General features: G+C 63.8%; 25 protein-coding genes. 10 read left to right on the top strand and 15 right to left on the bottom strand.

The features are described 5' to 3' along the window. Position 1 precedes the first annotated feature (1 nt). Genes AV929_RS09310 through AV929_RS09290 form a run of 5 tightly spaced genes read right to left on the bottom strand, consistent with a single transcriptional unit; the run spans position 2 to position 7,162 of the window. A complete protein-coding gene (locus AV929_RS09310) occupies positions 2-2,008 on the bottom strand; it encodes a glycosyltransferase family 39 protein (RefSeq protein WP_023843262.1) in 2,007 nt (668 codons plus the stop codon). Continuing rightward, the gene (locus AV929_RS09305) at positions 2,005-3,135 is read right to left on the bottom strand and encodes an ABC transporter ATP-binding protein (protein WP_014040371.1); all 1,131 of its coding nucleotides are present in this window, start codon (positions 3,133-3,135) and stop codon (positions 2,005-2,007) included. The genes AV929_RS09310 and AV929_RS09305 overlap by 4 nt, the downstream gene beginning before the upstream one ends. Beyond that, on the bottom strand, positions 3,135-4,757 hold the full coding sequence (locus AV929_RS09300; protein WP_064288063.1) for an iron ABC transporter permease: 1,623 nt from the start codon (positions 4,755-4,757) through the stop codon (positions 3,135-3,137). Before AV929_RS09300 ends, AV929_RS09305 begins: the two co-directional genes overlap by 1 nt. Before the next feature lies 1 nt (position 4,758). Further along, complete coding sequence (locus AV929_RS09295) at positions 4,759-5,961, bottom strand: extracellular solute-binding protein (RefSeq protein ID WP_225308105.1); 1,203 nt, start codon at positions 5,959-5,961, stop codon at positions 4,759-4,761. Between the two features lie 37 nt (positions 5,962-5,998). Continuing rightward, positions 5,999-7,162, bottom strand: a complete 1,164-nt coding sequence (locus AV929_RS09290; protein ID WP_014040368.1) for a hypothetical protein — start codon at positions 7,160-7,162, stop codon at positions 5,999-6,001. A 218-nt stretch (positions 7,163-7,380) separates the two neighbouring features. Here AV929_RS09290 and AV929_RS09285 point away from each other — a divergent pair, with 218 nt between their 5' ends. From AV929_RS09285 to AV929_RS09275, 3 genes are read left to right on the top strand one after another with little or no spacing between them, the layout of a single operon-like run. After that, complete coding sequence (locus tag AV929_RS09285) at positions 7,381-8,124, top strand: beta-ketoacyl-ACP reductase (protein ID WP_014040367.1); 744 nt, start codon at positions 7,381-7,383, stop codon at positions 8,122-8,124. A gap of 1 nt (position 8,125) precedes the next feature. After that, positions 8,126-9,706 (top strand): acyl-CoA carboxylase subunit beta, encoded by a 1,581-nt coding sequence (locus AV929_RS09280; protein ID WP_064288062.1) that lies wholly within the window; start codon positions 8,126-8,128, stop codon positions 9,704-9,706. A gap of 1 nt (position 9,707) precedes the next feature. Next, positions 9,708-10,019, top strand: coding sequence for a hypothetical protein (locus AV929_RS09275; RefSeq protein WP_050007214.1), 312 nt, complete (start codon positions 9,708-9,710; stop codon positions 10,017-10,019). Here the strand turns inward: AV929_RS09275 and AV929_RS09270 are convergent. Next, a complete protein-coding gene (locus AV929_RS09270; protein ID WP_008309156.1) occupies positions 10,016-10,201 on the bottom strand; it encodes a hypothetical protein in 186 nt (61 codons plus the stop codon). The two genes, AV929_RS09275 and AV929_RS09270, sit on opposite strands and share 4 nt — an antisense overlap. A gap of 143 nt (positions 10,202-10,344) precedes the next feature. Between AV929_RS09270 and AV929_RS09265 the strand changes: the two genes are divergently transcribed. The 4 genes from AV929_RS09265 to AV929_RS09250 all read left to right on the top strand — a co-directional run bounded on the left by AV929_RS09265 (position 10,345) and on the right by AV929_RS09250 (position 13,926). Next, on the top strand, positions 10,345-11,499 hold the full coding sequence (locus AV929_RS09265; RefSeq protein ID WP_014040365.1) for an ABC transporter substrate-binding protein: 1,155 nt from the start codon (positions 10,345-10,347) through the stop codon (positions 11,497-11,499). A gap of 6 nt (positions 11,500-11,505) precedes the next feature. Then, positions 11,506-12,333 carry a hypothetical protein gene (locus tag AV929_RS09260; protein ID WP_014040364.1) on the top strand — a complete coding sequence of 276 codons (828 nt, stop codon included), beginning with the start codon at positions 11,506-11,508 and terminating at the stop codon, positions 12,331-12,333. 64 nt (positions 12,334-12,397) lie between these two features. Beyond that, positions 12,398-13,549 carry a 3-ketoacyl-CoA thiolase gene (locus AV929_RS09255; protein WP_064288061.1) on the top strand — a complete coding sequence of 384 codons (1,152 nt, stop codon included), beginning with the start codon at positions 12,398-12,400 and terminating at the stop codon, positions 13,547-13,549. After that, positions 13,546-13,926, top strand: coding sequence for a Zn-ribbon domain-containing OB-fold protein (locus AV929_RS09250; RefSeq protein ID WP_023843261.1), 381 nt, complete (start codon positions 13,546-13,548; stop codon positions 13,924-13,926). Before AV929_RS09255 ends, AV929_RS09250 begins: the two co-directional genes overlap by 4 nt. Here the strand turns inward: AV929_RS09250 and AV929_RS21390 are convergent, their stop codons facing one another. From AV929_RS21390 to AV929_RS09240, 3 genes are all read right to left on the bottom strand, one after another. Next, entirely contained in the window at positions 13,927-14,067 is a 141-nt protein-coding gene (locus AV929_RS21390) for a hypothetical protein (protein WP_014040361.1), read from the bottom strand. Between the two features lie 59 nt (positions 14,068-14,126). Beyond that, positions 14,127-14,606 (bottom strand): HTH domain-containing protein, encoded by a 480-nt coding sequence (locus tag AV929_RS09245; protein ID WP_064288060.1) that lies wholly within the window; start codon positions 14,604-14,606, stop codon positions 14,127-14,129. Positions 14,607-14,685: 79 nt separating this feature from the next. Beyond that, positions 14,686-15,270, bottom strand: coding sequence for a hypothetical protein (locus AV929_RS09240; protein ID WP_014040359.1), 585 nt, complete (start codon positions 15,268-15,270; stop codon positions 14,686-14,688). A 148-nt stretch (positions 15,271-15,418) separates the two neighbouring features. Here AV929_RS09240 and AV929_RS22305 point away from each other — a divergent pair, with 148 nt between their 5' ends. Further along, positions 15,419-15,568 (top strand): hypothetical protein, encoded by a 150-nt coding sequence (locus tag AV929_RS22305; protein WP_004961340.1) that lies wholly within the window; start codon positions 15,419-15,421, stop codon positions 15,566-15,568. Positions 15,569-15,703: 135 nt separating this feature from the next. Here AV929_RS22305 and dpsA read toward each other — a convergent pair whose 3' ends face one another. Continuing rightward, complete coding sequence (dpsA, locus tag AV929_RS09235; protein WP_008309164.1) at positions 15,704-16,237, bottom strand: DNA starvation/stationary phase protection protein DpsA; 534 nt, start codon at positions 16,235-16,237, stop codon at positions 15,704-15,706. Between the two features lie 177 nt (positions 16,238-16,414). After that, a complete protein-coding gene (locus tag AV929_RS09230; protein WP_014040357.1) occupies positions 16,415-16,804 on the bottom strand; it encodes a hypothetical protein in 390 nt (129 codons plus the stop codon). 133 nt (positions 16,805-16,937) lie between these two features. Here AV929_RS09230 and acs point away from each other — a divergent pair, with 133 nt between their 5' ends. Together acs and AV929_RS09220 are read left to right on the top strand one after the other, a co-directional pair. Continuing rightward, positions 16,938-19,043: an acetate--CoA ligase alpha subunit gene (acs, locus tag AV929_RS09225; RefSeq protein ID WP_064288059.1), complete on the top strand. Its 2,106-nt coding sequence runs from the start codon at positions 16,938-16,940 to the stop codon at positions 19,041-19,043. Beyond that, entirely contained in the window at positions 19,040-20,116 is a 1,077-nt protein-coding gene (locus AV929_RS09220; protein WP_014040355.1) for a phosphotransacetylase family protein, read from the top strand. The genes acs and AV929_RS09220 overlap by 4 nt, the downstream gene beginning before the upstream one ends. 198 nt (positions 20,117-20,314) lie before the next feature. Here the strand turns inward: AV929_RS09220 and bioD are convergent, their stop codons facing one another. The 4 genes from bioD to bioB are packed head-to-tail and all read right to left on the bottom strand — an operon-like array spanning position 20,315 to position 24,491. Then, on the bottom strand, positions 20,315-21,049 hold the full coding sequence (gene bioD / locus AV929_RS09215) for a dethiobiotin synthase (RefSeq protein ID WP_014040354.1): 735 nt from the start codon (positions 21,047-21,049) through the stop codon (positions 20,315-20,317). Further along, complete coding sequence (locus AV929_RS09210; protein WP_064288058.1) at positions 21,046-22,248, bottom strand: 8-amino-7-oxononanoate synthase; 1,203 nt, start codon at positions 22,246-22,248, stop codon at positions 21,046-21,048. The genes bioD and AV929_RS09210 overlap by 4 nt, the downstream gene beginning before the upstream one ends. Before the next feature lie 21 nt (positions 22,249-22,269). After that, positions 22,270-23,373 (bottom strand): hypothetical protein, encoded by a 1,104-nt coding sequence (locus tag AV929_RS09205; RefSeq protein WP_064288057.1) that lies wholly within the window; start codon positions 23,371-23,373, stop codon positions 22,270-22,272. A 2-nt stretch (positions 23,374-23,375) separates the two neighbouring features. Next, positions 23,376-24,491, bottom strand: a complete 1,116-nt coding sequence (gene bioB, locus AV929_RS09200; protein ID WP_064288056.1) for a biotin synthase BioB — start codon at positions 24,489-24,491, stop codon at positions 23,376-23,378. Positions 24,492-24,526 lie beyond the last annotated feature (35 nt).

The following is a 24,526-nucleotide window of genomic DNA, read 5'->3' as shown; positions in this document are numbered from 1 at the left end:
CTCACGTATTCTCGCTTGTCGTGGTCGCGTTCATGCTGATGCCATCGCGATGCGTGCCCGGGACGTAGGCCGCTTCGCCGCCGCAGCGGCGCTGGTCCCGACAGACTTCGAGCCGCGGCGTCAGCGCCCGGACGCTCTCGTCTGTCTGCTCGACCGGGAGTTCCGCGCGGTACTCGAACCCCGCGCCGGTGCCGTAGTCGACGAACATAATCAGCGTGACCGTCCCGTCTTCCGGCGTCGGGACGCTGACCTGGTCGTCGATTCCGTCGCCGGTGAGTCGCGTCCGATTCCGGTCGGTCGAGAGCTGCAGATCCAGCCGGTCCGTTCCGGTAACTGTCGCGTAGTCGTTCTCACCCTCGCTTGCGAGCCGGATCGAGACCAGCGCGGCCTGCTCCGGAACCGACGCCGACACGTCCGTTTGGACCGTCTCGCCCTCCGCGACCGACACCGGCTGGAGTCGCGGCTCGACGGGCAGCCCCAGATACGGGACCCACTCGCCGCGGAACACGTAGCGGTAGTAGTCCCGCTCGGGATAGGCGTCGAGCACCTCGAACTGGCGGTGTTGCATCGCGTAGACGGTGTCGCCGTCGAAGCCGGGGTCGTTGCGAACCGACTGGAACGGGTGGTTGAGCCAGTCGCCATAGGGCGTGGGAAGCAGGACGAGGCTATTGTCGAGGTCACGCTGCTCGAATGGTTCGTAGGCCTGCTCTAGCTGCTGGGTCACCGCGTAGTTGTCCGAGACCGGGTCGGCCGCCGCTGTGACGGCTGCGCCGCCGCCCAGCGCCGCACTACAGAGCGCTATCGTGAGCAGAACCGGACGGACGCGGTCGGCGCTGACTTGGTCGGTGACGAGTCGGCTCGTCCATCGAGCGACCGCAACGACCCCGACGGCACCGAAGGCCGTCAGCGGGACGAGCATGTCGACGTGGTAGAACGGCCCCAGGAAGGCGACCAGACCGTCGGTCGGGTCCGAGAGGTCCCCGAGCATGTTCACGGTGCCCCAGAAGTAGCCGTTGCCGAGCGGGACCGTCAGGAGGACGCCGGCCAGCGCCGCCTGTCGACCATCTATCCCGCGGCGCACGGCAGCCCCGAGTCCGACGGCTGCAGCGAGCGTTCCCAGCGGCCCGGCGACGACCCACTGGGTGACGAGCTTCCAGAGGAGTTCGGCGTTCGCGTCCAGCGACATCGCTGGCGTGAACTCGCGCGAGTAGCCCAGAATCTCTCGGTAGCCGAAGCCCGGGCCGTCCTGCGGGGCGAACACCTCGTAGGGGAACAACAGCGCGGAGCCGGTGACGACGCGGTTGTATGCAAGCGTCGCGGCAACGCCGGTGAGCCCGCCGATGGCAGTCAGCGACAGTCGCGTGAACCGCGCCGGGTCGCGCGTCCGGAGCGACCACAGCGCGTGGGCGATGAACGGCGTCGCAAACAACACCGCCGTGTACGGCCGTGCGAAAAAGGCGATGCCGATCGCGAGCCCAGCACACGCCGCCGTCTTCCGGCTCCCCGTCCGGTCGGCGTGGAGATACGCCGCGGCGAAGCCGAGGTTCCAGAGCGTCGTCGGCACGTACGAGAGGAACACCGACGCCTCGACGAGGAACAGCGGCGATCCGAGCATGAGGACGGTCGCTACCACGCCGGTTCGAGCGTCGAATGCCTCACGGACGGTGTGGTAGGTCAGCGCCAGCACGCCGGTCGAAATCAGGCCGAGCGCAATGCGGTAGCCGCCGAGTAGTTTCCCGACGGCGAACATCGCCGCCGGAACCGGCGCGTATTTCGGATACAGCCGCTCGCCGTCGGCGACGAAAAACCACGGCCGGAACGACTCCTCGACCGGGGGGTAAATGAACAGTTGCCCCTCCAGCAACATCGCGGCCTGCTGGAGGTAGACGCCCTCGTCATGGTTGGTGGTGTGGTGCGGAAAAACGACGTGGGCAAGCGTGAAAACGGTGATCCCGCCCAGCAGCGCCACCAGCCCCGCCTGTACCCCCGGCCGGCGCAGTCGATTCATTCCGTCGGGTACCAGGCCAGGTCGTGGTCCGCGACCAAGTCGACCTCGACGGGCTGGCCCGGTTCGAACGTCTCGACGTGGTTGTGCATGCAGTGGACGACGTCGCCGCTGTGGAGCTCGACCCGGTAGACGAACGAGGGGCCGTTGTACTGGCGATGGACGACGTAGCCGTCGGCTTTGGACTCGTTCGTCGGCATCGCCTGCAGGTCATCGGGCCGGACGAGCACGTCCACCATTGCGCCGTTGTACGCCGCAACTGGCCCGTTCAGCAGGTCCACGTCGAACGAGCCCAGCCCTGTCTCGATTTGGTCGTTAGTCACCCGGGCCGAGAGGAAACTCGCCTGGCCGAGGAAGCTCGCGACGAAGCGGCTCTCGGGGTTCTCGAACACTTCAGCGGGGTCGCCGATCTGAGCGATGGTCCCGTCGTTCATGATGGCGACGCGGTCGCTGATCGACAGCGCCTCCTCCTGGTCGTGGGTCACGGAGATGGCGGTGACGCCGGCCCGCTTGAGGATCTTGCGGACCTCCTCGCGCATCTCGACGCGCAGGCGCACGTCCAGGTTCGAGAACGGCTCGTCGAGCAGGAGGACGTCAGGCTCCGGGGCCAGCGAGCGCGCGAGCGCGACGCGTTGCTGCTGGCCGCCGGAAAGCTGGCTCGGCATCTTGTCGTGATGGGCCGACAGGTCGACCAGTTCGAGCAGTTCGTCGACCCGCTCTCCGACAGCGTCTTCCTCCATCTCGGTCAGGCCGAACGCGATGTTCTCGGCGACGGTGAGATGCGGGAACAGGGCGTAGTCCTGGAAGACGATACCGACGTTGCGCTCCTCGGGCTTCCGGAACGAGGTGCCGTCGGCGATGACTTCGTCGGCGATAGAGATTTGCCCGTCGGAGGGGCGTTCCAGCCCGGCAATCATCCGGAGCGTCGTCGTCTTGCCACAGCCCGAGGGACCAAGCAACGTCAGCAGTTCGCCGTCTTTCACGTCGAGCGAGAGGTTCTCGACGGCGACTTCGTGACCGTAGTCCTTGGAAACGTCGTCCAGTTCCAGGACGGTCCGGTTCGGGTTCGCTACTGCTGCGTCCACGTCGTCGAAGTCCGATGTTTGCTGTGTGCGTGTTTGTCGAGACATTAGCTTGTGTCCTCCCGTCGAAGAATGACCAGCATGGAGAGTCCGGAAAGGCCAACGAGCACGAGGGCCGGGACCGCCGCCTGTCCGTAGTAGCCGGCACCCTGGACGAGCCAGATGTACGTGACGAAGGTTTCGAAGCCCGTCGGGCGTAACATCAGCGTTGCCGGCAATTCCTTCATGGTCGTCAGGAACACCAGCGCGGCCCCGGCGGCGATACCCGGCGCGACGAGCGGCAAGACGACCTTCCGGAACGCCGAGAGCGGGTGGTAGCCCAGCGACCGCGCCGCCTCGATGTACTGCGGATCGACTTGGAGAATCGAGGATTCGGTCGTCCCGACGGCCTGCGGGAGGAACCGAATCACGTAGGCGAACACCAGCAGGATGACGCTCTGGTACAGGAAGGGGACGTACCGGAGCCCAAGGTACACCAGCGCGAGGCCGAGAACGACACCGGGGACCGCGTAGCCGACGTACGTGGCCCGCTCGGGAAGTGACGAAATACCCGACGTGCCCCGCGCGGCGAGGTACGCAATCGGGAGCGCCGCCACGACGCAGATAGCGGCCGCGGCGGCGGCCAGACCGACCGAGTTCCAGGCATAGGACGCCTCGAACGCGAAGCCACCGCCGCTGTAGCCCATGCCGGAACGGAGGAGCCACTGGAGCAGGATACCGATGGGAAGCACCAGACACAGGGACGCGATGGCACCGCAAAACAGCAGTGCCGGGGCCTTCCAGTACCCGAGCCTGATGAGACCGGGCCGGCGCGAACCGCTGCTGACGTAGGCACCGTCCCGGCCCGCGCTGAGCCGCGATTCGACGGCGAGGATGCCGAGCGCCATCACGAGCAACAGCATCGAGAGCACGGAGGCGTAGTCCAGTCGGCGCGCGCCGAACTCGTTGTAGATCATCCGCGTGAACACGTCGTACTGCATAATCGCCGGCGTTCCGAAGTCAGAGAGCGCGTACAGTGCCACCAGCAGCGCGCCGGCGGCGATGCCTGGTGCGATCTGTGGTAGCGTGACGCGGCGGAACGCCTCCCAACGAGTGTGATTCAGCGTCCGGGCGGCCTCGACGACGGTCCCGTCGAACGACAGCAGCGACGCGCGCGTAGTCAAGAATACGTACGGGTAGGTAAACAGTGTCAGGACGAGTATTGCGCCGTGCAGGCCGTATATTGTCGGGATTTGCTCGATACCGAGCGGCGAGAGCAGGTCCGCGAGGACGCCACGGGGGCCAAAGGCCGAGACGAACGCGAAGGCCCCGATGTAGCTCGGAACGACCAGTGGCAACGCGGACGTGATCGTCCAGAACCGTTTGAACGGCAGATCGGTCTGGGCGGTGAGAATCGCCAGCGGGACGCCGATGAGAATCGATGCGACAGTGACACCAGTCACCAGCGCCAGCGTGTTCAGCGTCACCGAGACGGTCGTGTCGCTTGTCAGCAATTCGACCGCACGCGCGAACTCGATTTCACCTGCCCTGAGAAAGATCCAAACCAGCGGTGCCAGTAACAGCAGCGAGATCGCCAGCGAGACCACTGCGAGCAGCGTGTGCGGCGACGAGTCTCGTTCCGACGTCGTCGCCTGCTCCCGAAGCCGCTCGTACCGGTCTTTTGTGCCCATATTAGAGGACGCCAGCGTCCCGAAGTAAGTCCACGGTTCCGGCCACGTCGGCCAGTTCGGTCAGGTTGATGTCCGGTGGGTTCAGGTCGTCGATGCGCGGCAGGTCGCCGACCGGCGCGACGCCCGGAATCATCGGATACGCGAACGTCCGGGTGGCGAAGAACTCCTGGGCCTCCGCCGAGAGAACGTGCCGGACGAAGTTCGACGCCAGGTCCGCGTTGTCGGTTCCGTCGATGATTTCCAGCCCCGAGACGTTGACGAGCGCGCCGGCGTCGCCCTCGGTGAACGCGAGGCCGATGGGCGAGTCGTCGCGGGCGGACTGGACCCGAAGCGTGTAGTAGTGGTTGGCGAAGCCGGCGGTGAGTTCACCGTCGGCGCAGGCGTTGGAAACGCGGAACTCGTCGTCGTAGGTAGTGATACCGTGGTCCTGCATCGCCTGGAGCCACGACATCGTCTCGTCGTCGCCGCGGATGAGCCGCATTGCGGTGACAAAGGACTGGAACGCGCCGTAGCTCGGTGCCCAGCCCATGCTGTTTTCCAGCGCAGCCGTCTCGGGGAACTCCTGAACTGTCGATGGGATGTCGGATTCGGAGATCTGGTTCGTGTTGTACGGGATCGCCCGGGCGCGACCGGCGATGCCAACCCAGCGGCCCTCGCTGTCCTGGTAGGCTTCGGGGACCGTCGAAAGGGCCTCTTCGGGGAGACTCGCGGTCGCACCGGCGTTGGCCACGGCACCGAGCGAACCGGCGTCGATGGACATGAACACGTCGGCGGGACTCGCGCCGGCCTCGTTTTCCTCGATAATCGTGTTCGCGAGGTCGCTGGAGGCTTCGAGCCGGTGGTTCGCCGTGAAGTCCGGATACAGCTGTTCGAGCAGGTTGATGAGGTCGAGATACAGTCCACCCTCGCCACCGCCGAGATACAGCGTCAGTTCGCCGCTGAGGTCCGGCAACTCCTCGATGGAGGTGCCGCCGGGAGCGTCCCGCTGTTCCACCAGTGGGCCGGACCCACGGAAGTCCGAAAGGGAAATCTGCCCGACGCCGGTATCAGTTCCACCGTTGCTTCCACCCTCACCGCCATCGCCACCACCGAGAATGCCGGAACAGCCGGCAAGCGCTGTTGCGGCAGTCGCGCCGCCGAGAGCGAGGAAGCGCCGTCGAGACTGCGTCGCGTTACGTCCAGTCAGATCGTTAGAATCACTCATTGTTTGATTTAGGGTTGCCTAAACAACTTAGGCCTTTCTAGTCGTCGGCGGTCGCGGGGACCTGTTCCGTCGCGGCGGCGTCCAGTTCGTCGAGACATTCCAGCCAGTCGAGCATGAACTCCCCGCAGTAGTTAAGGAAGGCACCGTTTTCCCAGTCGCTGAAATCGCCGTCGGCCATCGCTGTCCCGATTGCGTCGAACACTTCGGCGTAGGAGTCGGCGTCCGCGCCGGCCTCGTCAACGATCTCCCAGACGTGCTCGTTGAGTTCGAGCCCGTGGACCTCGTTGGTCAGGTCCGAGAACGTCGAGCGGGGCGCTTTGTTGTGCTCACAGAGGGGGTCGCCGTTGTAGATCTGCTTGCCGAGCACGTCACAGGCCCGCTTGAGGAACACGCCCGACCAGATGTCGTCGAAGCGGCCCACGTCCCACTCGTTGTCGTCCATCGGGAGCTGGTAGAACGCCGGAATCACTTCCCGGCGGAACGCGAGGTTCATCGAGCAGACGGTGAGGTACTGGCCCTTGGCGGCGACGAAGTCCTCGCCGAAGTCCGCCTCGCTCGTCCGGGTCTGGGCCTGTCCCTGGAGGTCGCCGTCCATCAGGATACGAACGGCGTCGAGGTCCGGTACGTTCGTCCAGAGGCCTTGAGAGGCGACCACATCGTCGACCTGCGTCGCTTCCGTCGAAACTTCCTCGTCCATCGCGGCGTAGGGGTAGCCGCGCGGGTAGAGACCGTGCTCGTCCTCGTTCTGGTAGAGCACGTTGACCCACTGCTCGTCGGAGCTGACCGTCTCTATCTCGCCCTCGAAGGACAGGTTCGACATGTGGGTCCCGAAGAAGTCTGCGTCCTCGTGTGGCAGCGTGTCATCGTCGATAAACACACCGTACTCGTAGTCGTTGGCCCACATGTAGAGGAGGCCAAACGACGTCTGCGCGTGGCTCGCTTCGGGGATAAGGTGCGAATACTCGCTCGCGCCGTGGTTCTCAAACCAGGTTTCGCGAGCAGTCCCGTCGTAGACGGCCCCGTCGACGCCTTCTTCGTCGAGCATCTGTTCCATCGCGTCGGTGTCACAGAAGTCCTCGGTGATGAGCACGACGAACAGTCGGTCCAGGTCGAACCCGTGGTTCCGGGCGTTCTGGAAGTACGAACGCATGCATTCGTGGTTTCGAATCGTCGGCACCATCACGCAGATGTCGGCTGTCATGTACTGGCCCTACCTCTTTAGGCCATCCTAAAAGATTTGGCGTTCTCACTTTGCTGCCCTCGTAGATCTGTTTTCCAGACATCATGTGTCCCGAAACCGGAACATCATTATATTCTAAATCTGACGTTTAATGTTGTATTAGGAGAACTATTATCTGGCTGTGCTTTGCCAGATTAGGTGATGAGCGTACGAAGCAACAGGGCTCCGATCAACCACAAATGAACCTGGATAATCAGACCTGTGTCGTCACCGGGTCCTCGCGCGGTATCGGCCGCGGAATCGCCAAAGACCTCGGTGCTCACGGGGCCAACGTCGTCGTAAATTACCGGTCCTCGGAAGCGGAAGCCCGTGCCGTCGTCGAGGATATCCGCGAAAGCGGTGGCAATGCTATCGCGGCGCAGGCCGACGTGGCGAAACTCGATGAAGTCCGGGCGATGCGTGAGAGGGTGGCCGACGAGTTCGGTCCCACGGACGTGCTCGTCAACAACGCTGGTATCACCATCGACAAGAAATTCGAGAACATGACCCGTGAAGACTGGGAGACGGTTATCGACGTCAACCTGGGCGGCGTGTTCAACGGGACGAAGGCGTTCTACGACGACATCCGCGACGCCGAGCACGGCCGACTGATAAATATCTCTAGCGTCGTCGGCCAGCAGGGAAACATCGGACAGGCCAACTACGCGACGACGAAGTCCGGACTGTTCGGCTTTACGCGGACCCTAGCGCTCGAACTAGCACACACGGGCTCGACCGCGAACTGCGTCGCGCCGGGCTTTGTCAAGACCGATATGTTAGAGGAGGTGCCCGAACGCGTTCAAGAGAAGATTTTGCGGGAGATTCCGCTCGACCGGTTCGCACGCGTCGAAGACATCGCCGGCATCGTCAGGTTCGTCGCGAGCGAAGAATCGAGTTATATGACTGGACAGGTACTTGGCGTCAACGGCGGGATGGAGTGGTAGCATGAGTCAGCAGGAAGAACCAGAAGACGAGACCGCGCCCGACGACGCGGTCGAGGAGTTGCGACAGAAACGAGCCGAAGCCGAACTCGGTGGTGGCGAGGCCCGTATCGAATCCCAGCACGAGAAGGGCAAGATGACCGCCCGCGAGCGCATCGACTTCCTCGTCGACGACGGCACGTTCAACGAAGTCGATCCGTTCGTCGAGCACCGGTCGACGAACTTCGGCATGGAGGAGAAGCGCTTCGCCGGCGACGCGGTCGTCACCGGCTACGGCGAGGTCGACGGTCGGAAGGTGTTCCTGTTCGCCCACGACTTCACCGTCCTCGGCGGCTCGGTCGGCGAGGTCGTCGCCGACAAGATCTGCAAGGTGATGGACCGGGCCATCGAAAACGGCGTCCCGGTCATCGGCCTCAACGACTCCGGCGGCGCGCGCATTCAGGAAGGTGTCGACTCGCTGGTGGGTTTCGCCAAGATTTTCGAGCGTAACACCAAGGCTAGTGGGCTCATCCCGCAGATTTCAGCCATCATGGGGCCGTGTGCCGGTGGAGCCACCTACAGTCCGGCACTGACTGACTTTACCTTCATGGTGCAGGACACCAGCCACATGTTCATCACCGGGCCGGACGTCATCGAGACGGTGACCGGCGAACAGGTGTCGAAGGAGGAACTCGGCGGTGCGGGCTCTCACTCTACCAAGTCCGGCGTCGCTCACTTCTCGTACCCGTCAGAGGAGGAAGCGCTCGAAAACATCCGCCGCCTCCTGTCGTACCTGCCGGCGAACAACATGGAGGACCCGCCGCGGGTCAAGCCGTGGGACGACCCCGACCGGGAAATTCCCGGCGTGACTGATATCGTCCCGTCGGCCCCGCGCAAGCCCTACGACATGACGAAAGTCATCGACGCCATCGTCGACGAGGACTCCTTCTTCGAGGTTCACGGCAACTGGGCGCGCAACGTCGTCGTGGGCTTCTCGCGGATGGACGGCCAGTCGGTCGGCGTCGTCGCCAATCAGCCACGCGTGAGCGCGGGGACACTCGACATCGACGCGGCGGAGAAAGCGGCCCGTTTCGTCCGCTTCTGTGACTCGTTTAATATCCCCATCCTCACGCTCGTCGACGTGCCCGGGTTCATGCCCGGCACCGACCAGGAGCACAACGGCATCATCCGGCGGGGCGCGAAGCTAATCTACGCCTACGCAGAGGCGACGGTGCCCCTGCTGTCGGTCGTCGTGCGGAAGGCCTACGGCGGTGCGTACATCGTCATGTCCTCGAAGTTCCTCGGCAGCGACGTGAACTACGCCTGGCCGGGGTCGGAGATGGCGGTCCTCGGTCCACGGGGCGCGGTCAACATCCTCTACCGGAACGAAATCGCAGACGCCGACGACCCGGATGCCAAGCGTCAGGAACTGATGGACGAGTTCCGCGACGAGTTTGCCAATCCGTACGGGCCGGCGAAACGGGGCTATCTTGACGACGTCATCGAACCGAAAGAGACGCGCAAGCGCCTCATTCAGGACCTCGACCTCCTGCAGCGCAAGCGCGAGGACACGCCGCCGAAAGACCACGGCAATATCCCGCTGTAATATGGCGACTCGCAACACACCGCAGTCGGACGCGGAGACGCCGCCGCTTACCGATATCGAGGGCCCCGAGGACCTGTCGCTGTCGATACCGGCGGACGCGTCACAGGCAGAAGCAGCGGCTATCGCCGCTGCGATCAGCGCTCACCTGACCGACCGCCGGCGCGCTGCTAAAGCGTCATCGCAGCGCTCGACCGTCGAGTACGTGGACGAGTGGACGCTGGCCGGACGGCTGGCGAGCGTGGGCAAGCGCCGCCCCCCGAACGACGTCAAGCGGGGCGAGGAGTGGAAGGCGGCGGCGCGAGCGCGATACTAAGAGTCCGTAAACTCCTGCAGCACTTCGAGGTCGCGGGTGGTCCGCATGAACTCCGACAGCGCCCGTTCGGCCCCGCAGTCGTCACAGACGAACTGTGTCTCCGGGGCCGGGAGGTCGGACACTTGCTCTTCCCAGGCAACTGAACACGCCGGACATTGTAGTTGGAGCCAGGCCTCCTGCATATTTCGTGTGTGGTTAGCACACACGGATATACTTTGTGTGGATTCTCACTGTCGGGGGCTATGGTGCTGTTTGTCGATTCATGGCGTTTTTGGGCTACCTAAATATGGGAAGATTTAAACCATTTAGGCAAGCCTAAAAAGATATGAACCGACGAGAGTACATCGTTGCGACCGGTGTCGGCCTGGCAGGTGCCGTCGCCGGCTGCTCGGGTCAGTCCGAGGCCGGGAGCGGTGGTGACGGCGCGACTGATGACGCGACGGATTCCGGTACGACGACCGCGACAGCGACCACGGAACCGACGGAGTCGGGCTACTCCGTCGCGATGGAACCGGTGGGCGAGGTCACGTTCGAGGCAGTTCCGGAGGGCTGGGTCGCGAACAACGGGAGCTGGGCCGACATGGGGATCGCGCTCGGCCTCGACGCACCAGAGGGCGTCTGGCTCCCCTCCCGATACCACACTCAGTACTACGACGAGATCCCGGGCGTCAGCGTCGACGGGAGTTCGATCCAGAAGCTGTGGGGGGACAGCGGTGTCGGGAAAGAGCAGTTCTACGAGATAGACGCCGACATCCACGTCATGGACCCGAACTTCTTGCAGAGCCGCGGGTCCTGGGAACAGTCGGATATCGACGAAATCGAAACCCAGGTCGGTCCCTTCTTCGGGAACAGCATCTTCTCGACCGGCTACGAGTGGCACGACTACACCTACTACACGCTGTACGAAGCTTTCGAGAAACTGTCCCAGGCGTTCCAGCGGACCGACCGGTTCGAGGCGTTCCGGACTCTCCACGAAGAATTCCAGACGAGCCTGGAAGACCTCGTGCCGGACTCGGAGTCCGAACGGCCCGAGGTAGCTATCGTATGGGCCGGCAGCGACGAGCCCACCAGCTTCTCACCGTACCTCATCGAGGACGGGACCAGCTTCAAACAGTGGCGAGACCTCGGGGTACGCGATGCCTTCGCGAAGACCGATGTCAGGGACTTCCACGCAGACCGCAGCAAGGTCGACTTCGAGACCCTGCTCGACATCGATCCGGAGTACCTGCTCCTGCGCGGACAGGAGAACAAAACGCGCTCGGAGTTCGAGGACACGGTCGTCAGCTTCCTCAAATCGGACCAGAGCGGAAGCGAACTGACAGCGGTACAGAACGGGAACGTGTATCGCGGTGGCCCGCTGTACCAGGGGCCGATAACGAACCTGGTCCTCACGGAACGGGCCGCGTCGCAGGTGTACGACGTGGACCGGAACCTGTTCGACCGTCAGCGTGTCGCCGATATCGTCGCCGGAGAGCTGTAGGGCACCATGGTCGGACGAACACTCGCGGACATCCGTGACAGGCTCTCGGAACTCAGCGTGGCTGTCGGGCCGTATCGCGTCGTCAGCGCCCGGACAGGAACGCCGCCGTTCCCGGTGTCGGGAATGCAGTTCCCGGACCGCGAGACGGCTGCCGAAGCGGCCAGCGTCGCGACCGCCTACCGGAGTGCCCTCCGCCGCTACGACCCCCGTGTCACCGTCCACGGCCTCATCGTCTGTGAAGCGCCGTGGGGGACCGACGCCGTCAGGACTGGCCCGTCATCGCTCCCGGAGTACTGTCACACGGTCGCCGGGTCGCTGTTCGAGGTGTTGTCAGGCCGTCATCGCTCCGTCGAGCAGGCAGTCATCGACAGCTACCTCGAAGCGGCCGAGGAGACGGAGAACCGCGAGCGCCTCTGTCTGGCGATGCTCGAAAGTATGGCCACGGCGATCGCCGACAATCTCGACCCGGAAGTACAGGCGGACACCCTCCGCGAAGCCGCCGGCCAGTTACCGAGGAAGCCAAGCGGGCCTGAGCCGGTCCGGGACGCCGTCGCCGACCTCGAAACAGCGGGGCTGGTCGACGAGACAGCAATCGAACCCGCCGCGGTCGGTCCCGGCCGCTGTTCCAGATATATTACATTACAGAACTATCGCCCGACGCTGTCGGACCTCCGCTGCCCAGTGTTGCCGATTGCCGTCGAACTGCTGCGCCGGACGAGTATCACGCCACAGATGGCCGAAGCCGAGCGAACCCCGGACGGCTGGCGCCTGCTCGTCTCACTGGCCGGTGACCAACCCGCCGAAGGGCTGTCGGTCGTCACGACGACTGCGTAAACATTCCACTCGATCTATAGGTCGGACCGTAATACATACACGAGACCCCTGTGACGGCACAGGTATGGGAGTCGCAGTAATCGGCGCGTCAATGACGAAATTCGGGCAACGCGACGCCTGGATCCGCGAGTTGCTCTCGCAGGCGGGCGAGGAATGCCTCACGGACGCCGGCGTTGCGCCCAACGACGTAGAGCACCTGTACGTCTCGAACATGGCCAGTGGCGAGTTCGAAGGGCAGACGGGAATCATGAATCTGCTGGCCCACGACCTGGGAGTGCTTCCGGCCTACAGCGAACGGGTCGACCAGACCTCTTCCTCGGGCGGAGCAGGCATCTACGAGGCCTGGCAGTCCGTCGCCAGCGGGGCCAGCGATATGACGCTGTTAGTCGGCGGGGAGAAAATGACTCACAAGACGACGGGCCAGGCGACCGACATCATCGCCTCGATTACCCACCCCGACGAGTACAAGCACGGCGTGACGCTCCCGTCCTTTGCCGGGATGACCGCCCGGCACTATCTGGAGCGGTTCGACGCCCCTCGGGAGTCGCTCGCCCGGGTCGCGGTCAAGAACCATCGAAACGGCGTGGACAACCCCAAGGCGCAGTTCCAGACGGAGATCACGATGGAGAAAGCGCTCGAGTCACCCATCATCGCGGACCCGCTGCGTCTGTATGACTTCTGTCCGATCACGGACGGCAGTGCCGCGCTCATGTTCACCACAGAGGAGCGCGCCAAAGAGATAACCGACGAGTACGCCCTCGTCTCCGGCATCGGTGGGGCGACCGACACCCACGTCGTCCACGAGCGCGACGACCCGACGGTCATGGGCGGGGTCGTCGAGTCGAGCAAGGAGGCCTACGAGATGGCCGGCCTCGGTCCCGAGGACCTCGATGTGGCGGAACTACACGACATGTTCACCATTCTGGAGTTCCTCCAGCTAGAGGGTATCGGCGTCGCCGAGCAAGGGACGGCCTGGGAGCTGGCGATGGACGGTACCACTGCCAAGGACGGCGACCTGCCGATCAACACCTCCGGGGGGCTCAAGTCCAAGGGCCATCCGCTGGGGGCAAGCGGTGTCGCGCAGGGCGTCGAAATCTACGAACAGCTCGTCGGCGAGGCCGGGCCGCGACAGGTCGACGCCGACACCGCACTGGCGTGTAACGTCGGCGGCTTTGGCAACTGTGTCATCACCACCATCATGGAGGCCGCAGAATGACGCTGGAAGCAGGCATGTGCGCAAACGGTCACGTCTCGTACCCCACCCATCCGCTGTGTCCGGAGTGTGGCGAACCACAGGACGCGACGTTCGACCTCGCGGACCGGACCGGCGAAGTGGTCACTTGGACCCACTCGACGGCGACGCCGCCGGGCGTCCGCGAGCCAAACACGCTGGCTATCGTTGAGTTCGACATAACGGACGTCTCCGATGCGAGCGACGAGTTCGTCCGCGCGCTCGGGCAGGTGACCACGGACGAGGTCGAAACAGGTGACACGGTCGAACCCGTCTACGTCGAGGAACTCCGCGACCCCGACGCGGGCATCAAAGTGCCCGAGAGTCAGGACTGGGACGGCTACCGCTGGGACCCGGTCTGATCAGCTCTCCTCACCCTGTCGGATAATCCGACCGTCTGTCGTCGGCGAAATCGTCCCCTGTTCCTCGATAGTGTTGCTGACGAGGTCGGAGAGGAGTGCGTCCTCGTTCGACGAGACGAGGACAGTTGCGTCGCTGAGCATGCTGTACCCGTCGGCGCCGCCGAAGACGACGTAGAAGCCGCGAACAGAACGTGAGTGCGCTATACGGTCGAAACCGTTGTCGAATAGGTGTCGGGAAGGGCCCCCGTCTCAGCCAGCTCGGCGATACACTCTTCGACGGACTCAGTTCGGCCTCTGTCGGCGAAGGGGGCAACCTGTACGAGGTCACCGCTCTCGTAGACTGCGAGGCAGACGGCCGGCATGACGAGTTCGCGGCGCTTCTCGCCCGTCGTCGAACTGTAACAGAGCCGGGTGTCGAAAAACGGCGCGAGGCAGACACCAGCCTCGCGGGCCCACTCCGCAAACTCGTTGTACAGGTCCCGCTCAGGTCCGTTACCGGAGCCCTGCAGCGGCACGCGCTTCTCCCACTCGACTGTGTCGACGTCGTCGAGTACGCCACGGCACACCAGCTCCTGTAGCTCACGTTCGATAGCGGTACAGCGTTTCTGTGACAGCGCTGGGAGGTCAGACCGGACGAACAGGGTCGCCCGACGACTGCCCGGAGCAGTAGAGCTGGACATCGGTATTCGTACCTAGCTCTGTGACATAATAAATCATTATGTTTCCAGGAGTGAAAATCTCACACTACGCTGAAGTTCTTTACTCCTCGTCGCTCCCCTCTCCGTCTTCGGGACCGGTGTCGTCCCTGTCTGGACCTTCGATATCGTCCTTTATCGACCGTAGTTCGGCGTCTACGTCCACTGGGACGTCAGTAACCTGGTCGGAGTCGACCTCCTCGCTCACCCCTGGTTCATTGGCTAATCTATCCTGGATCTGGCCACGCAATTGTTGGGCTTCCTGAATAAGCTCGCGGGCCTCTTCATCTTCCGGTGTCCCTTCGACAGCCTGCTGGAGGTCGGTCAACGCACCGTCGAGGCGAGAGAGCGTGGCCCGACTCAGATCACTCGCACGCTGTCGCACCTCATCCGAGGCGGACCCGGTCGATGTCGGCCGCCCTTCGGCCATCCGGAGGGCTCGACGGAGTATCTTCAGCGCCTCGATGTTGGTCTTCAACACCAGAATGACCGCAGGAATGGTCACGTCGCTGGTGAACCGGAGGAGTTCGCTCGGTGTCGGCGGCCGCGGCAGGCCGCTGTCGGTCGTAGGCTCGACCTCCGTCTCTAGCTCCTGCAGCGTCGTAACGAGGTCCGTAATCAGGGCGGAAAGGTCGTCGTCCGAGCTCATACCTCTCTCTTGTCGCCTCGGGTACTAAAGGCCGCGCCGTGTGGCCGGCCGGTTTCGTGTCGTCTCTGCCCCCGGTGTGGGGGCTGGCAGCCACAGATGATTAGGCCAACCAAAATCCTTTTAGCTTTAGGGGTGCCTAACTCAGGTAATGCCATCACAGACGGACGATGTCGAGACCTCCGAGGACCGCCCGGACGTTGCAGCACTGGACAGCGGTGCTGACAGAACCGTGTTTACCGAAGACGGGAACCGAGACGGTTGGATTTCGACCGACGTCACCGTCGACCTTCGACGGTAGTCCGTTCGTCCGCGCCGCGTTTCTCTTTCCTCTGACTCCTGAGTTACTTTCTTCACAGGCGGGTCTCTCCACGATCTGAACTGGGTAGCGACGCTACCAGTAACAGAAAATTCGGCAGAAGGCGGTGGGCCGACGTTAGTCCAAGACGAGCGTGTCGTCTTCGAGGTAGTGCTCGATGTGGTGTGCGTCTTCCTCGGTCTGCACGATGATTTCCCGGAGGATCTGCGCCGTCGCGTGGTCACCGAGGTTCTCCGCGAGGTCGATGTGATCACGGAGCGACTCGATGATGTCGCCGTACATCTCGAGGTCGTTTTCGAGCGACGTCCGGATGTCGTACACGTCCTGCCCTTCCGGTTCTACCGACGCGTGCTCTTCCTGTGCCTTGCCGCCAGCGACGGGCGTGCCACCGAGGGCCTGAGCCCGCTCCGCGAGTTCGTCGGCTGCCTCTTCGGCGTTGCCGGCGGCGTCGCCGAGGAACAGGTGGAGGTCGCGGAACTCTGCACCCTCGACGTTCCAGTGGTGCTTCTTGACCTGATGGTACAGCGTGTACGTGTCCGCCAAGTCCTGATTCAGCGCGTTGATTACTTGCTCGGACTTCTCCTTGTCGAGGCGGAGTTCGTTCTCTTCGACTTCCCCGAACTCGCGTCGGACGTGCTCTTGTGTTGCCATAGTCATCTTATTGTACAGGGGGAAGCCACTTAAAGATTGTTTTGTGAAAATATGTTTTCGGGAACCCAAAAAATATGTTCTAAGATAGAATGGCTGGTTACCTGAACAGAAATATTATCCGCTGATACCAACCCTCGCTCGAGTCAGCACTCTGCGCTTGAAACAAAAGGGATAGGACTACTCCGACAACGGCCGGGAAACGACGAGTGCAACGGCGTCCTCGTCGATACCGCTGCTGTCGACCGCTGTTTCACGGAGGACTTGCTCCTGATGGACCGCGACGACTGCGGCGAGGAGGTAGTCGTCCAGACCGAGATGTGCGCCGTACTCTTCCCAGACAGTTTCTCTGACCGCCATAAAGAACGTCTCGGGCGTGCGACGTAGCACTGCGTCGTCGAATCGCTTTCGCCACTCGTAAACGAGGTCCTCGACACCGGGATTGTCACGCATCGTTTGCTGGTGGTCAGCCAGCGCGGTTCGCAACTGTTCCTCGTCGACGCTGTTTGCTCTTGCGACTCCACGGACCACTTCGTCGTCGAACGGTGCTAAGAGCGCTGCGTCAGTCATCGGACGCCGCTACGGGGGTGACGAACAAAAACACCGTCACACCGAAATCGCGGTAATGAATCGTCTAGATTCCCGCTCGCTGGGAGTTCCCCACACCTATATTCGGGCCCCCCTGTAACCACCAGGTAGAGGCATGGGACGATTATCGACGTTGTTTGCGCCGGAACGTGTCGCAGTGGTCGGGGCGACCGATTCGGAGGGGTCCGTCGGTCACGCGGTCACCACGAACCTGCTCGATTCGTTTGCAGGGGAGGTCGTGGCCGTAAACCCGAACAAAGAGACAGTGCTTGGATTGCCGTGTTACGACAACCTCGCCGGCCTGGAAGACCCCGGGTCGGTCGACGTGGCTGTCGTCGTCGTGCCGCCGACGGTGGCGGTCGACGTTATCGAGAACGCCGGGGAAGCGGGTATCGAAAACGTGGTCGTCATCACCGCTGGCTTCGGTGAGACCGGCAGTGATGGGGCCGAACGCGAGCAGCGGCTCCGCGAGGCGGCCCGCAAATACGACCTGAATCTGGTCGGCCCGAACAGCCTCGGCGTAATGTCGACCCCTGTTGGGCTCAATGCCACCTTCGGCAATGAGATGGCCAGCGATGGCGACATCTCCTTTATGAGCCAGTCGGGCGCGTTCATCACCGCCGTGCTGGACTGGGCCGCCGAGCGCGATGTCGGCTTCAAAGACATCGTCTCACTCGGGAACAAAGCGGTGCTAGACGAGAGCGATTTCGTCGCCGAGTGGGGCGACGACCCCGATACCGACGTCATTCTGGGCTATCTGGAGGACATCAACGACGGGTCGTCGTTCGTACAGACAGCCCGTGAAGTGACACAGGACACGCCGATTGTTCTGGTCAAGTCCGGCCGCACGGACGCGGGTGCGAGCGCGGCGGCCTCCCACACCGGTGCGATGGCCGGGTCGGAGCGGGCCTACGAGGCCGGCCTCGACAAGGCCGGAACGCTCCGCGTCGAATCCGTACAGGAACTGTTCGACTACGCCCAGATTCTCGCCGGCCAGCCGCTCCCGGACGGGGACGAAATCGCCATCGTCACAAACGCCGGCGGTCCCGGCGTGATGACGACCGACGCCGTCGGTGACTCGGACCTGCAACTCGCGCAGTTCGGTGACAAGACGTTCTCCCGACTCCGCGAAGAGATGCCTGATGAGGCCAACATCTACAACCCGGTCGACATTATCGGCGATGCTCCCGCCGAGCGCTTCGAGACAGCCCTCGAAACAGTCCTTGCGGACGACAACGTTTCGATGGCCGTCGTCGTCGCCTGTCCGACCGCAGTGCTTTCCTTCGAGGAACTCTCGGAACGCGTCGTCGAACAGCAAGAGCGGTTCGAAAAACCCGTCGCGGCGACGCTGATGGGTGGGAAGTCCGTCGACGCCGGTGCGAACGTCCTGAGCGAAGCCGGCGTGCCGAACTACTTCGATCCGGCCCGCGCCGTCGGGAGTCTGGACGCCCTCAGACGCTATCGGGAGATCAGGGCGACCGAGTACGAGGAGCCGACGACGTTCGACGTGGACCGCGAGCGGGCCCGCGAGATACTCGAATCCGGTGCCCGGCGCGGGTCGAACCGGCTCGGCGTGGAAGCGATGGAACTGCTCGACGCGTACGGGATTCCGACACCGCAGGGCGATGTCGTCTCCTCGCCCGTCGAAGCGGAGGCTATCGCCGAGGAAATCGGCGACGACGTGGTGATGAAAATCGTCAGCCCGGACATCCTGCACAAGTCAGACATCGGCGGTGTCGAGGTCGGTGTCCCCGTCGAAGATGTCCGGGACACCTACGAGGACCTCGTCGTCAGAGCGCGCAACTACCAGGAGGATGCGACAATTCTCGGCGTTCAGGTACAGGAGATGGTCGACCTCGACAACGGCGTCGAGACGATCCTCGGGATGAACCGCGACCCGCAGTTCGGGCCGCTGCTGTTGTTCGGCCTCGGCGGGATTTTCGTCGAGGTGCTCGAAGACAACACTGTCAGTGTCGCCCCCGTCAGCGAGACCGAGGCAAGAGGGATGCTCGACGACATCGACTCCGCACCGCTGTTGCGCGGTGCGAGGGGCCGCGACCCCGTCGACGAAGCGACGCTCGTCGAAACCATCCAGCGGCTCTCGCAACTCGTCACTGACTTCCCCGCTATCGTCGAACTGGACATCAACCCCCTCGTCGCGACGCCCGACGGGGTGCAGGCGGTCGACCTGCGACTCACCCTCGACCAGGAGAAACTATGACCGACACGAACACGCTACTCGTCACGTCACTGGAGGAAGGTATCGGCAAGACGGCTATCACGCTCGCGCTAGCGACGCGTGCCCACGACGCGGGCTACGACGTCGGCTACATGAAGCCCAAGGGGACGCGCCTGCGGAGCGCGGTCGGCAAGACGCGGGACGAGGACCCGATGCTCGCCCGCGAACTGCTCGATCTGGAGACCGACCTCCACGACATGGAACCCATCGTCTACTCGCCGACGTTCATCCAGGAAGCCATCCGCGGGCGTGAGGACCCGGATGACCTCCGCAAGCGACTGCAAGAGGGCATCGAGACGTGTTCTGACGGGACCGACCTGCTCCTCGTCGAGGGGAGTAGCGACCTGACGACCGGCAGTATCGTCGACCTCACGGACATCGATATCGCGGAACTGCTCGACGCCCGCGTGCTGTTAGTCACCGGCTACGACACGCCCAGTGATACGGACGAGATTTTGTCCGCGGCCCGGGCGATCGGTGATCGACTCGACGGCGTCCTGTTCAACGGCGTCACCGACGCGACGGTGGACGAACTCGCCGACGACGTGGTTCCGTTCCTCGAAGGCGAGGGGATTCCAGTCCACGGCATTCTGCCGCGTGACCGCTCGCTCGCCGGCGTCACCGTTGCCGACCTCGCCCGGAACCTCGGCGCGGACATCCTCACTGGCGATGCCAACACCGACGTCCACGTCGAGCGGTTCAGCGTCGGCGCGATGAGCGGGAGCAGCGCACTCGAACGCTTCCGGCGGACGCGCGATGCCGTCGTCGTCACCGGCGGCGACCGCTCGGAGGTCCAGACCGCTGCTCTCGAAGCGTCCGGTATCAAGGCGCTACTCCTCACGGGTGGGTTCCAGCCCCCCAGTGCGGTCATCGGACAGGCGGCCGAGAAAAACGTCCCAGTGCTGTCAGTCCAATCGGACACGCGGACGACGATAGACAGGGTCGAGGAGGTGCTCCGGACCGGCCAGACACGCAACGAGGCAACAGTCGACCGTATGCAGTCGCTACTGGACGACGGTGTCGATATCGAGGCGCTGCTGTCAATCGATCTGTAGTACCGTCGTTTCGGCTGGGCGTTAGTCCGTTCCTAACGGAACATGGCCCCGCGCTAGGGCGAAACCTCCACATGAAACGTGCCTTACTATTTTAGTGGTTGGTAGTCAAGTATCAGATGGAGCCTTACCGGCTCCGTAGTGTCACACGACGGGGGTTTGCCCCCGTTCTATCCCCTTTGCTCGGCCACGTATGGACAGCTACTGGTCGATAGCTGGCCGTACCACCGACCGCGGGAGATCTGTGCTGATCCCCGAAATCACGCTGTCTGACGACTCGACGTCCAGCGGCGGAACGGGCCAGACGGAGCACCCGGTCATCCGTTCGATGACCGACGGATTCGTCCGCTCTGCGGTCGTCGCGCCTTCGTACTCGTTGAGAACGACACCGACGACTGGCACATCTCTCTGGCGGAGCGCTCGGACCGTCAACGCCGTGTGATTGAGCGTCCCGAGGCCCGAGCGGGCGACGACCAGCGCGGGAAGCCCGATATCCGAAACGAGGTCGATGATCTCCCGACCGTCCGCGAGTGGGACGCGCAGGCCACCGATACCCTCGACGACAGCCGTCTCGCTTCCTGCCACGACATCGGCGACTCCGTCGCGGATCGACTCGTAAGAAAGCGTGACATCGTCATCTGCTTCTCTTGCGGCCACTTCCGGTGCCAGCGGTGGCGACAACCGCTTCAGACAGACCGCGGCCTCGGTCGCACCGCAGACGGACTCGACGAACGCCGCGTCGTCGTCCGGCGGATATCCGGTCTGGCAGGGCTTGACGGCGACTGCCTCCGTACCCGCGTCCCGTAGCCAGCCCGTCAGCCCGGCAGTCACGACCGTCTTGCCGACGCCGGTGTCGGTGCCGACGACAAACACGCCGTCCTCCGCGATGCGGCCAGTCCCGCGGTCAAGGCCCGAATCCTCGCTCGTATCGCTCATAGCACGCCCACCTCTGTACCGGCGGTTCGGAAGGCGTCGAGACACTGCGCGATGTCGTCGGCGGTGTGTGTCGCCATCGGCGCGACCCGGATACGAGAGGTGCCCTCGGGCACTGTCGGCGGTCGGATCGCAGGCGCGACGATACCGTGGTCGCGGAGTCTGTCGGCCAGTTCCAGCGCGTCCCCGCGGTCACCGACGACGACTGGGAGGATATGCGTCTCGCCGAGCACCTCGTAGCCCATCGTCTCCAGTCCGTCCCGGAGCGTGGCCACAGTGTCCCAGAGTTCCGCCGCGCGGTCGGTCTCGCGAGCGATTCGCAGCGCTTCGCGGGCCGCCGCGGCGTTCGGTGGAGATAGCCCGGTCGAGAAGACGAACGACCGCGCGGCGTTCAGCAGATACTCGATAAGCACCTCGTCGCCAGCGATATAGCCGCCCTGGCTCGCCAATGCCTTCGAGAGCGTACCCAACTGCACGTCGACGCGGTCGCTCAGCCCCTCGCGCTGGACGACACCGCCGCCGGTGTCGCCGAACAGCCCGGTCGCGTGTGCTTCGTCGACCATCAGCCACGCGCCGTACTCGTCGACGGCGTCACAGATGGCCGATAGCGGCGCGATGTCTCCGTCCATCGAGAACACGGAGTCTGTGACGACGAGCCACTGTTCGTCTCCGCCGACATCGGCCGCTCGCGCGCCCATTTTCGCCCGCAAATCGTCGGAGTCGCAGTGGTCGTACACCACTGTTTCGCTGGCTCCGACGCGACAGCCGTCGATAATCGAGGCGTGGTTCAGCTCGTCCGAAAAGACGACATCCGGGGCCAGCGCGTCGATTGTTCCAATATTGGCCGCGTAGCCGGAGGAAAACACCAGCGCTCGCTCGGTTCCTTTCGAGGCTGCGAGGTCGCGTTCCAGCGCCCGGTGGACCTGCGTGTCGCCGGTGACCAGCCGCGAAGCCCCCGCGCCGGTACCGACGGTCCGTGCGCCCAGTTCCGCCGCTCGCTGGACCCGGCTGTCGTCGGCCAGCCCGAGATAGTTGTTCGAGGCGAAGACGACGGCTTCGTCGCCGAACTCCGGTGGTTCGCCTTTCGGGTCGTCGGTAAAGCGGGTCCGAGCCGAGACGGATTCGGCGACTTCCAGATGCCGGCGGAGGTTCTGTGCGTCACGCTGTTCGAGTCGGTCGTTCAAATCGAAGCCGTGTGTCATGAAAAGGGGAATCAGGCGGTCTCAGAAGCCGGGCATCAGATCGGCGGGGCCGAACACGCCGTAGTGCCCGGCGCGGTTGTTCCGGACGCCGGCTTTCAGGTAGCCAAGCGCCGGGCCGTTAACGTTGGCCTCCATGCTGGTCACGTCGTCCAGTTCGAAGGTGTTCGTCCCCGTCTCCCCGTCGAATGTCGTGCCAGTCACGCTGACCGTCGTGGTGGTCGGTTTCTCGTCGGAGCGAACGTCGAGGACGCCGCCGACGTGGACGTCCTCGGCGTCACAGATGCCGGCCCGCTCCAGCAGCACGTCGTCGGCGTGTTCCATGTCGTGGAACTCCAGCACGCCGTCGTGCTCGTCGATGAGTGCCTCGATTTCGGCTTCGCTCATCTCCCTGGCCGTCTCGATGTCGTAGCCGTCGAGATGGGCGATGTCTTCCCGGACCGTCCCCCGGTTGTCCTCGTAGCCGGACTTGAGGCCGACGCCCCACCAGATCTCGACCTCCTCGACTTCGACGAAGGACTGGGCGGCAAGTGCCGCCGCGCCGGTGAGGAAGCCGGGGGTCGCGCCGGCCCCGCAGACGAACGTGATGCCGGACTCTTTCAGCAGGTCCTCGCGGTCGTCGAGCATGCCGATGACTCGGGAGCGTTTGAGCACGTCGATCATGACGCCCTCGTAGTCGGCCTCGGCGAAGCGCTCAGCCACGCGCGGGATGAAGTCGTGTTCGAGGTTCGGGAGCGCCAACAGCACGGCGTCGATAGCGTCGCTCTCGGCGATGATGTCGTCGATAGGTGTCTCCGTGGGTTCGCCCTGTTCGCTGGCGACGATACCGGACTGATCGCCATGTTGTTTGACGCCGCCACCCTCGACTGCGGCCGCCCCGCCGTCCGAGGCGTAGTCGTCCGTGGGTGCCGCGGGGGTCGAGTCGGATGCGTGTTCCGCCGGCCCACTCGCGATATTGCCTTCCGTCGCCGCCAGCAGTTCGTCTACGTCGAGGCCATCGTGGTCGAGAGCCACGCCGTTGCGGTCACAGGCCGCGACGGCGGTGAGGCCGTCCTTGTGCTGTGAGACTTCGAGCGTCCGCCGTCCGATACCACCGGTTCCAAGCACTGCAAAGTGTATGTCGTCCATTGTCAGTCGTCGGATTTGAGCTCTGATTTGGTCTGTGCTGTCCCTGCCGCCGTCTCGGTTTCCGTCTCGTCGGCCGCGCGTTCTTTGACCGCCTCGGGGTCGAACTCGTTTGCTTCGGTGTTTGGTTCAAGCCCGGCCTCCGCCATGATTTCGAGGTCGTCGGCCGCCGTCTGTCCCTCGGTAGTGAGATAATCACCAGTGAGGATGCCGTCAGCACCGGCCTCCAGCGCGGCCACCTGTCCATCTGTGTCGAGATTGACCTCGCGTCCGCCGGTGAGGCGCACCCGGGACTCGGGGTGGAGCAGGCGGTACACCGCGATGGTCTTGACGACCTCCTCGGTCGTGATATCGGGCAGCCCCTGTTCGGCCATGGGGGTCCCAGCGACCGGATTCAGGATGTTGACCGGGAGCGAGGAGATGCCGATGTCCTGCAGGGCCATCGCCGCGTCGACTCTATCGGTCGGGGACTCGCCCATCCCCAGGATGACACCGGCACAGAGGTCCATACCGGCGTCCTTGGCGACCCGGAGCGTCTCGACCCGCTTCTCGAAGGTGTGGGTCTGGACGACCTCCGGGAAATACCGGGGAGAGGTCTCGATATTGTGATTGTAGTGGTTGAGTCCTTCATCAGCCAGAATCGCGGCCTCCTCCTCGGTCAGAATGCCGAGGCTCGCGTCGACCTCCACGTCCGTCTCGTCGCGGACGAGGCGGATGGCTTCGAGGACTTCCTCCCACTCCTCGGGGCGGTTCTCCTTCGAGACGCCCTTCTCGGCGACGACGATACCGAACCGCTGTGCACCGTCGCGTTCGGCGCGCTTTGCGGCCTCCAGTATCTTCTCGGGGCCGAGAAAGCCGTAGTTGTCGATGCCGGTGTCGAAGTGGACCGACTGGGCGCAGAAGCCACAGTCCTCCGCGCAGTTCCCGGCTTTGGCGTTTACGATCGAACACGCGTCGACGATGTCGTCACCCAGTTGCGTGCGCACGTAGTCGGCCCCGGCCGCCAGGTCGTCGACCGGCTGTGCGATGAGAGCCAGTCCGTCCCGTCGGTCGAGGCGTTCGCCGTCCAGCACGCGTGCGACAGCGTCGTCTACCGTTTGGTTGCCCGTCTCGTAAACCACATTCTCGCTGTCGGTTGACGACCTGATAAAGATTC

Source organism: Haloarcula sp. K1 (genome assembly GCF_001647155.1).
Classification (GTDB): Archaea; Halobacteriota; Halobacteria; order Halobacteriales; family Haloarculaceae; genus Haloarcula; species Haloarcula hispanica.
The sequence above is the reverse complement of the archived record's forward strand: the minus strand, read 5'-3'. Positions and strand labels throughout refer to the sequence as shown.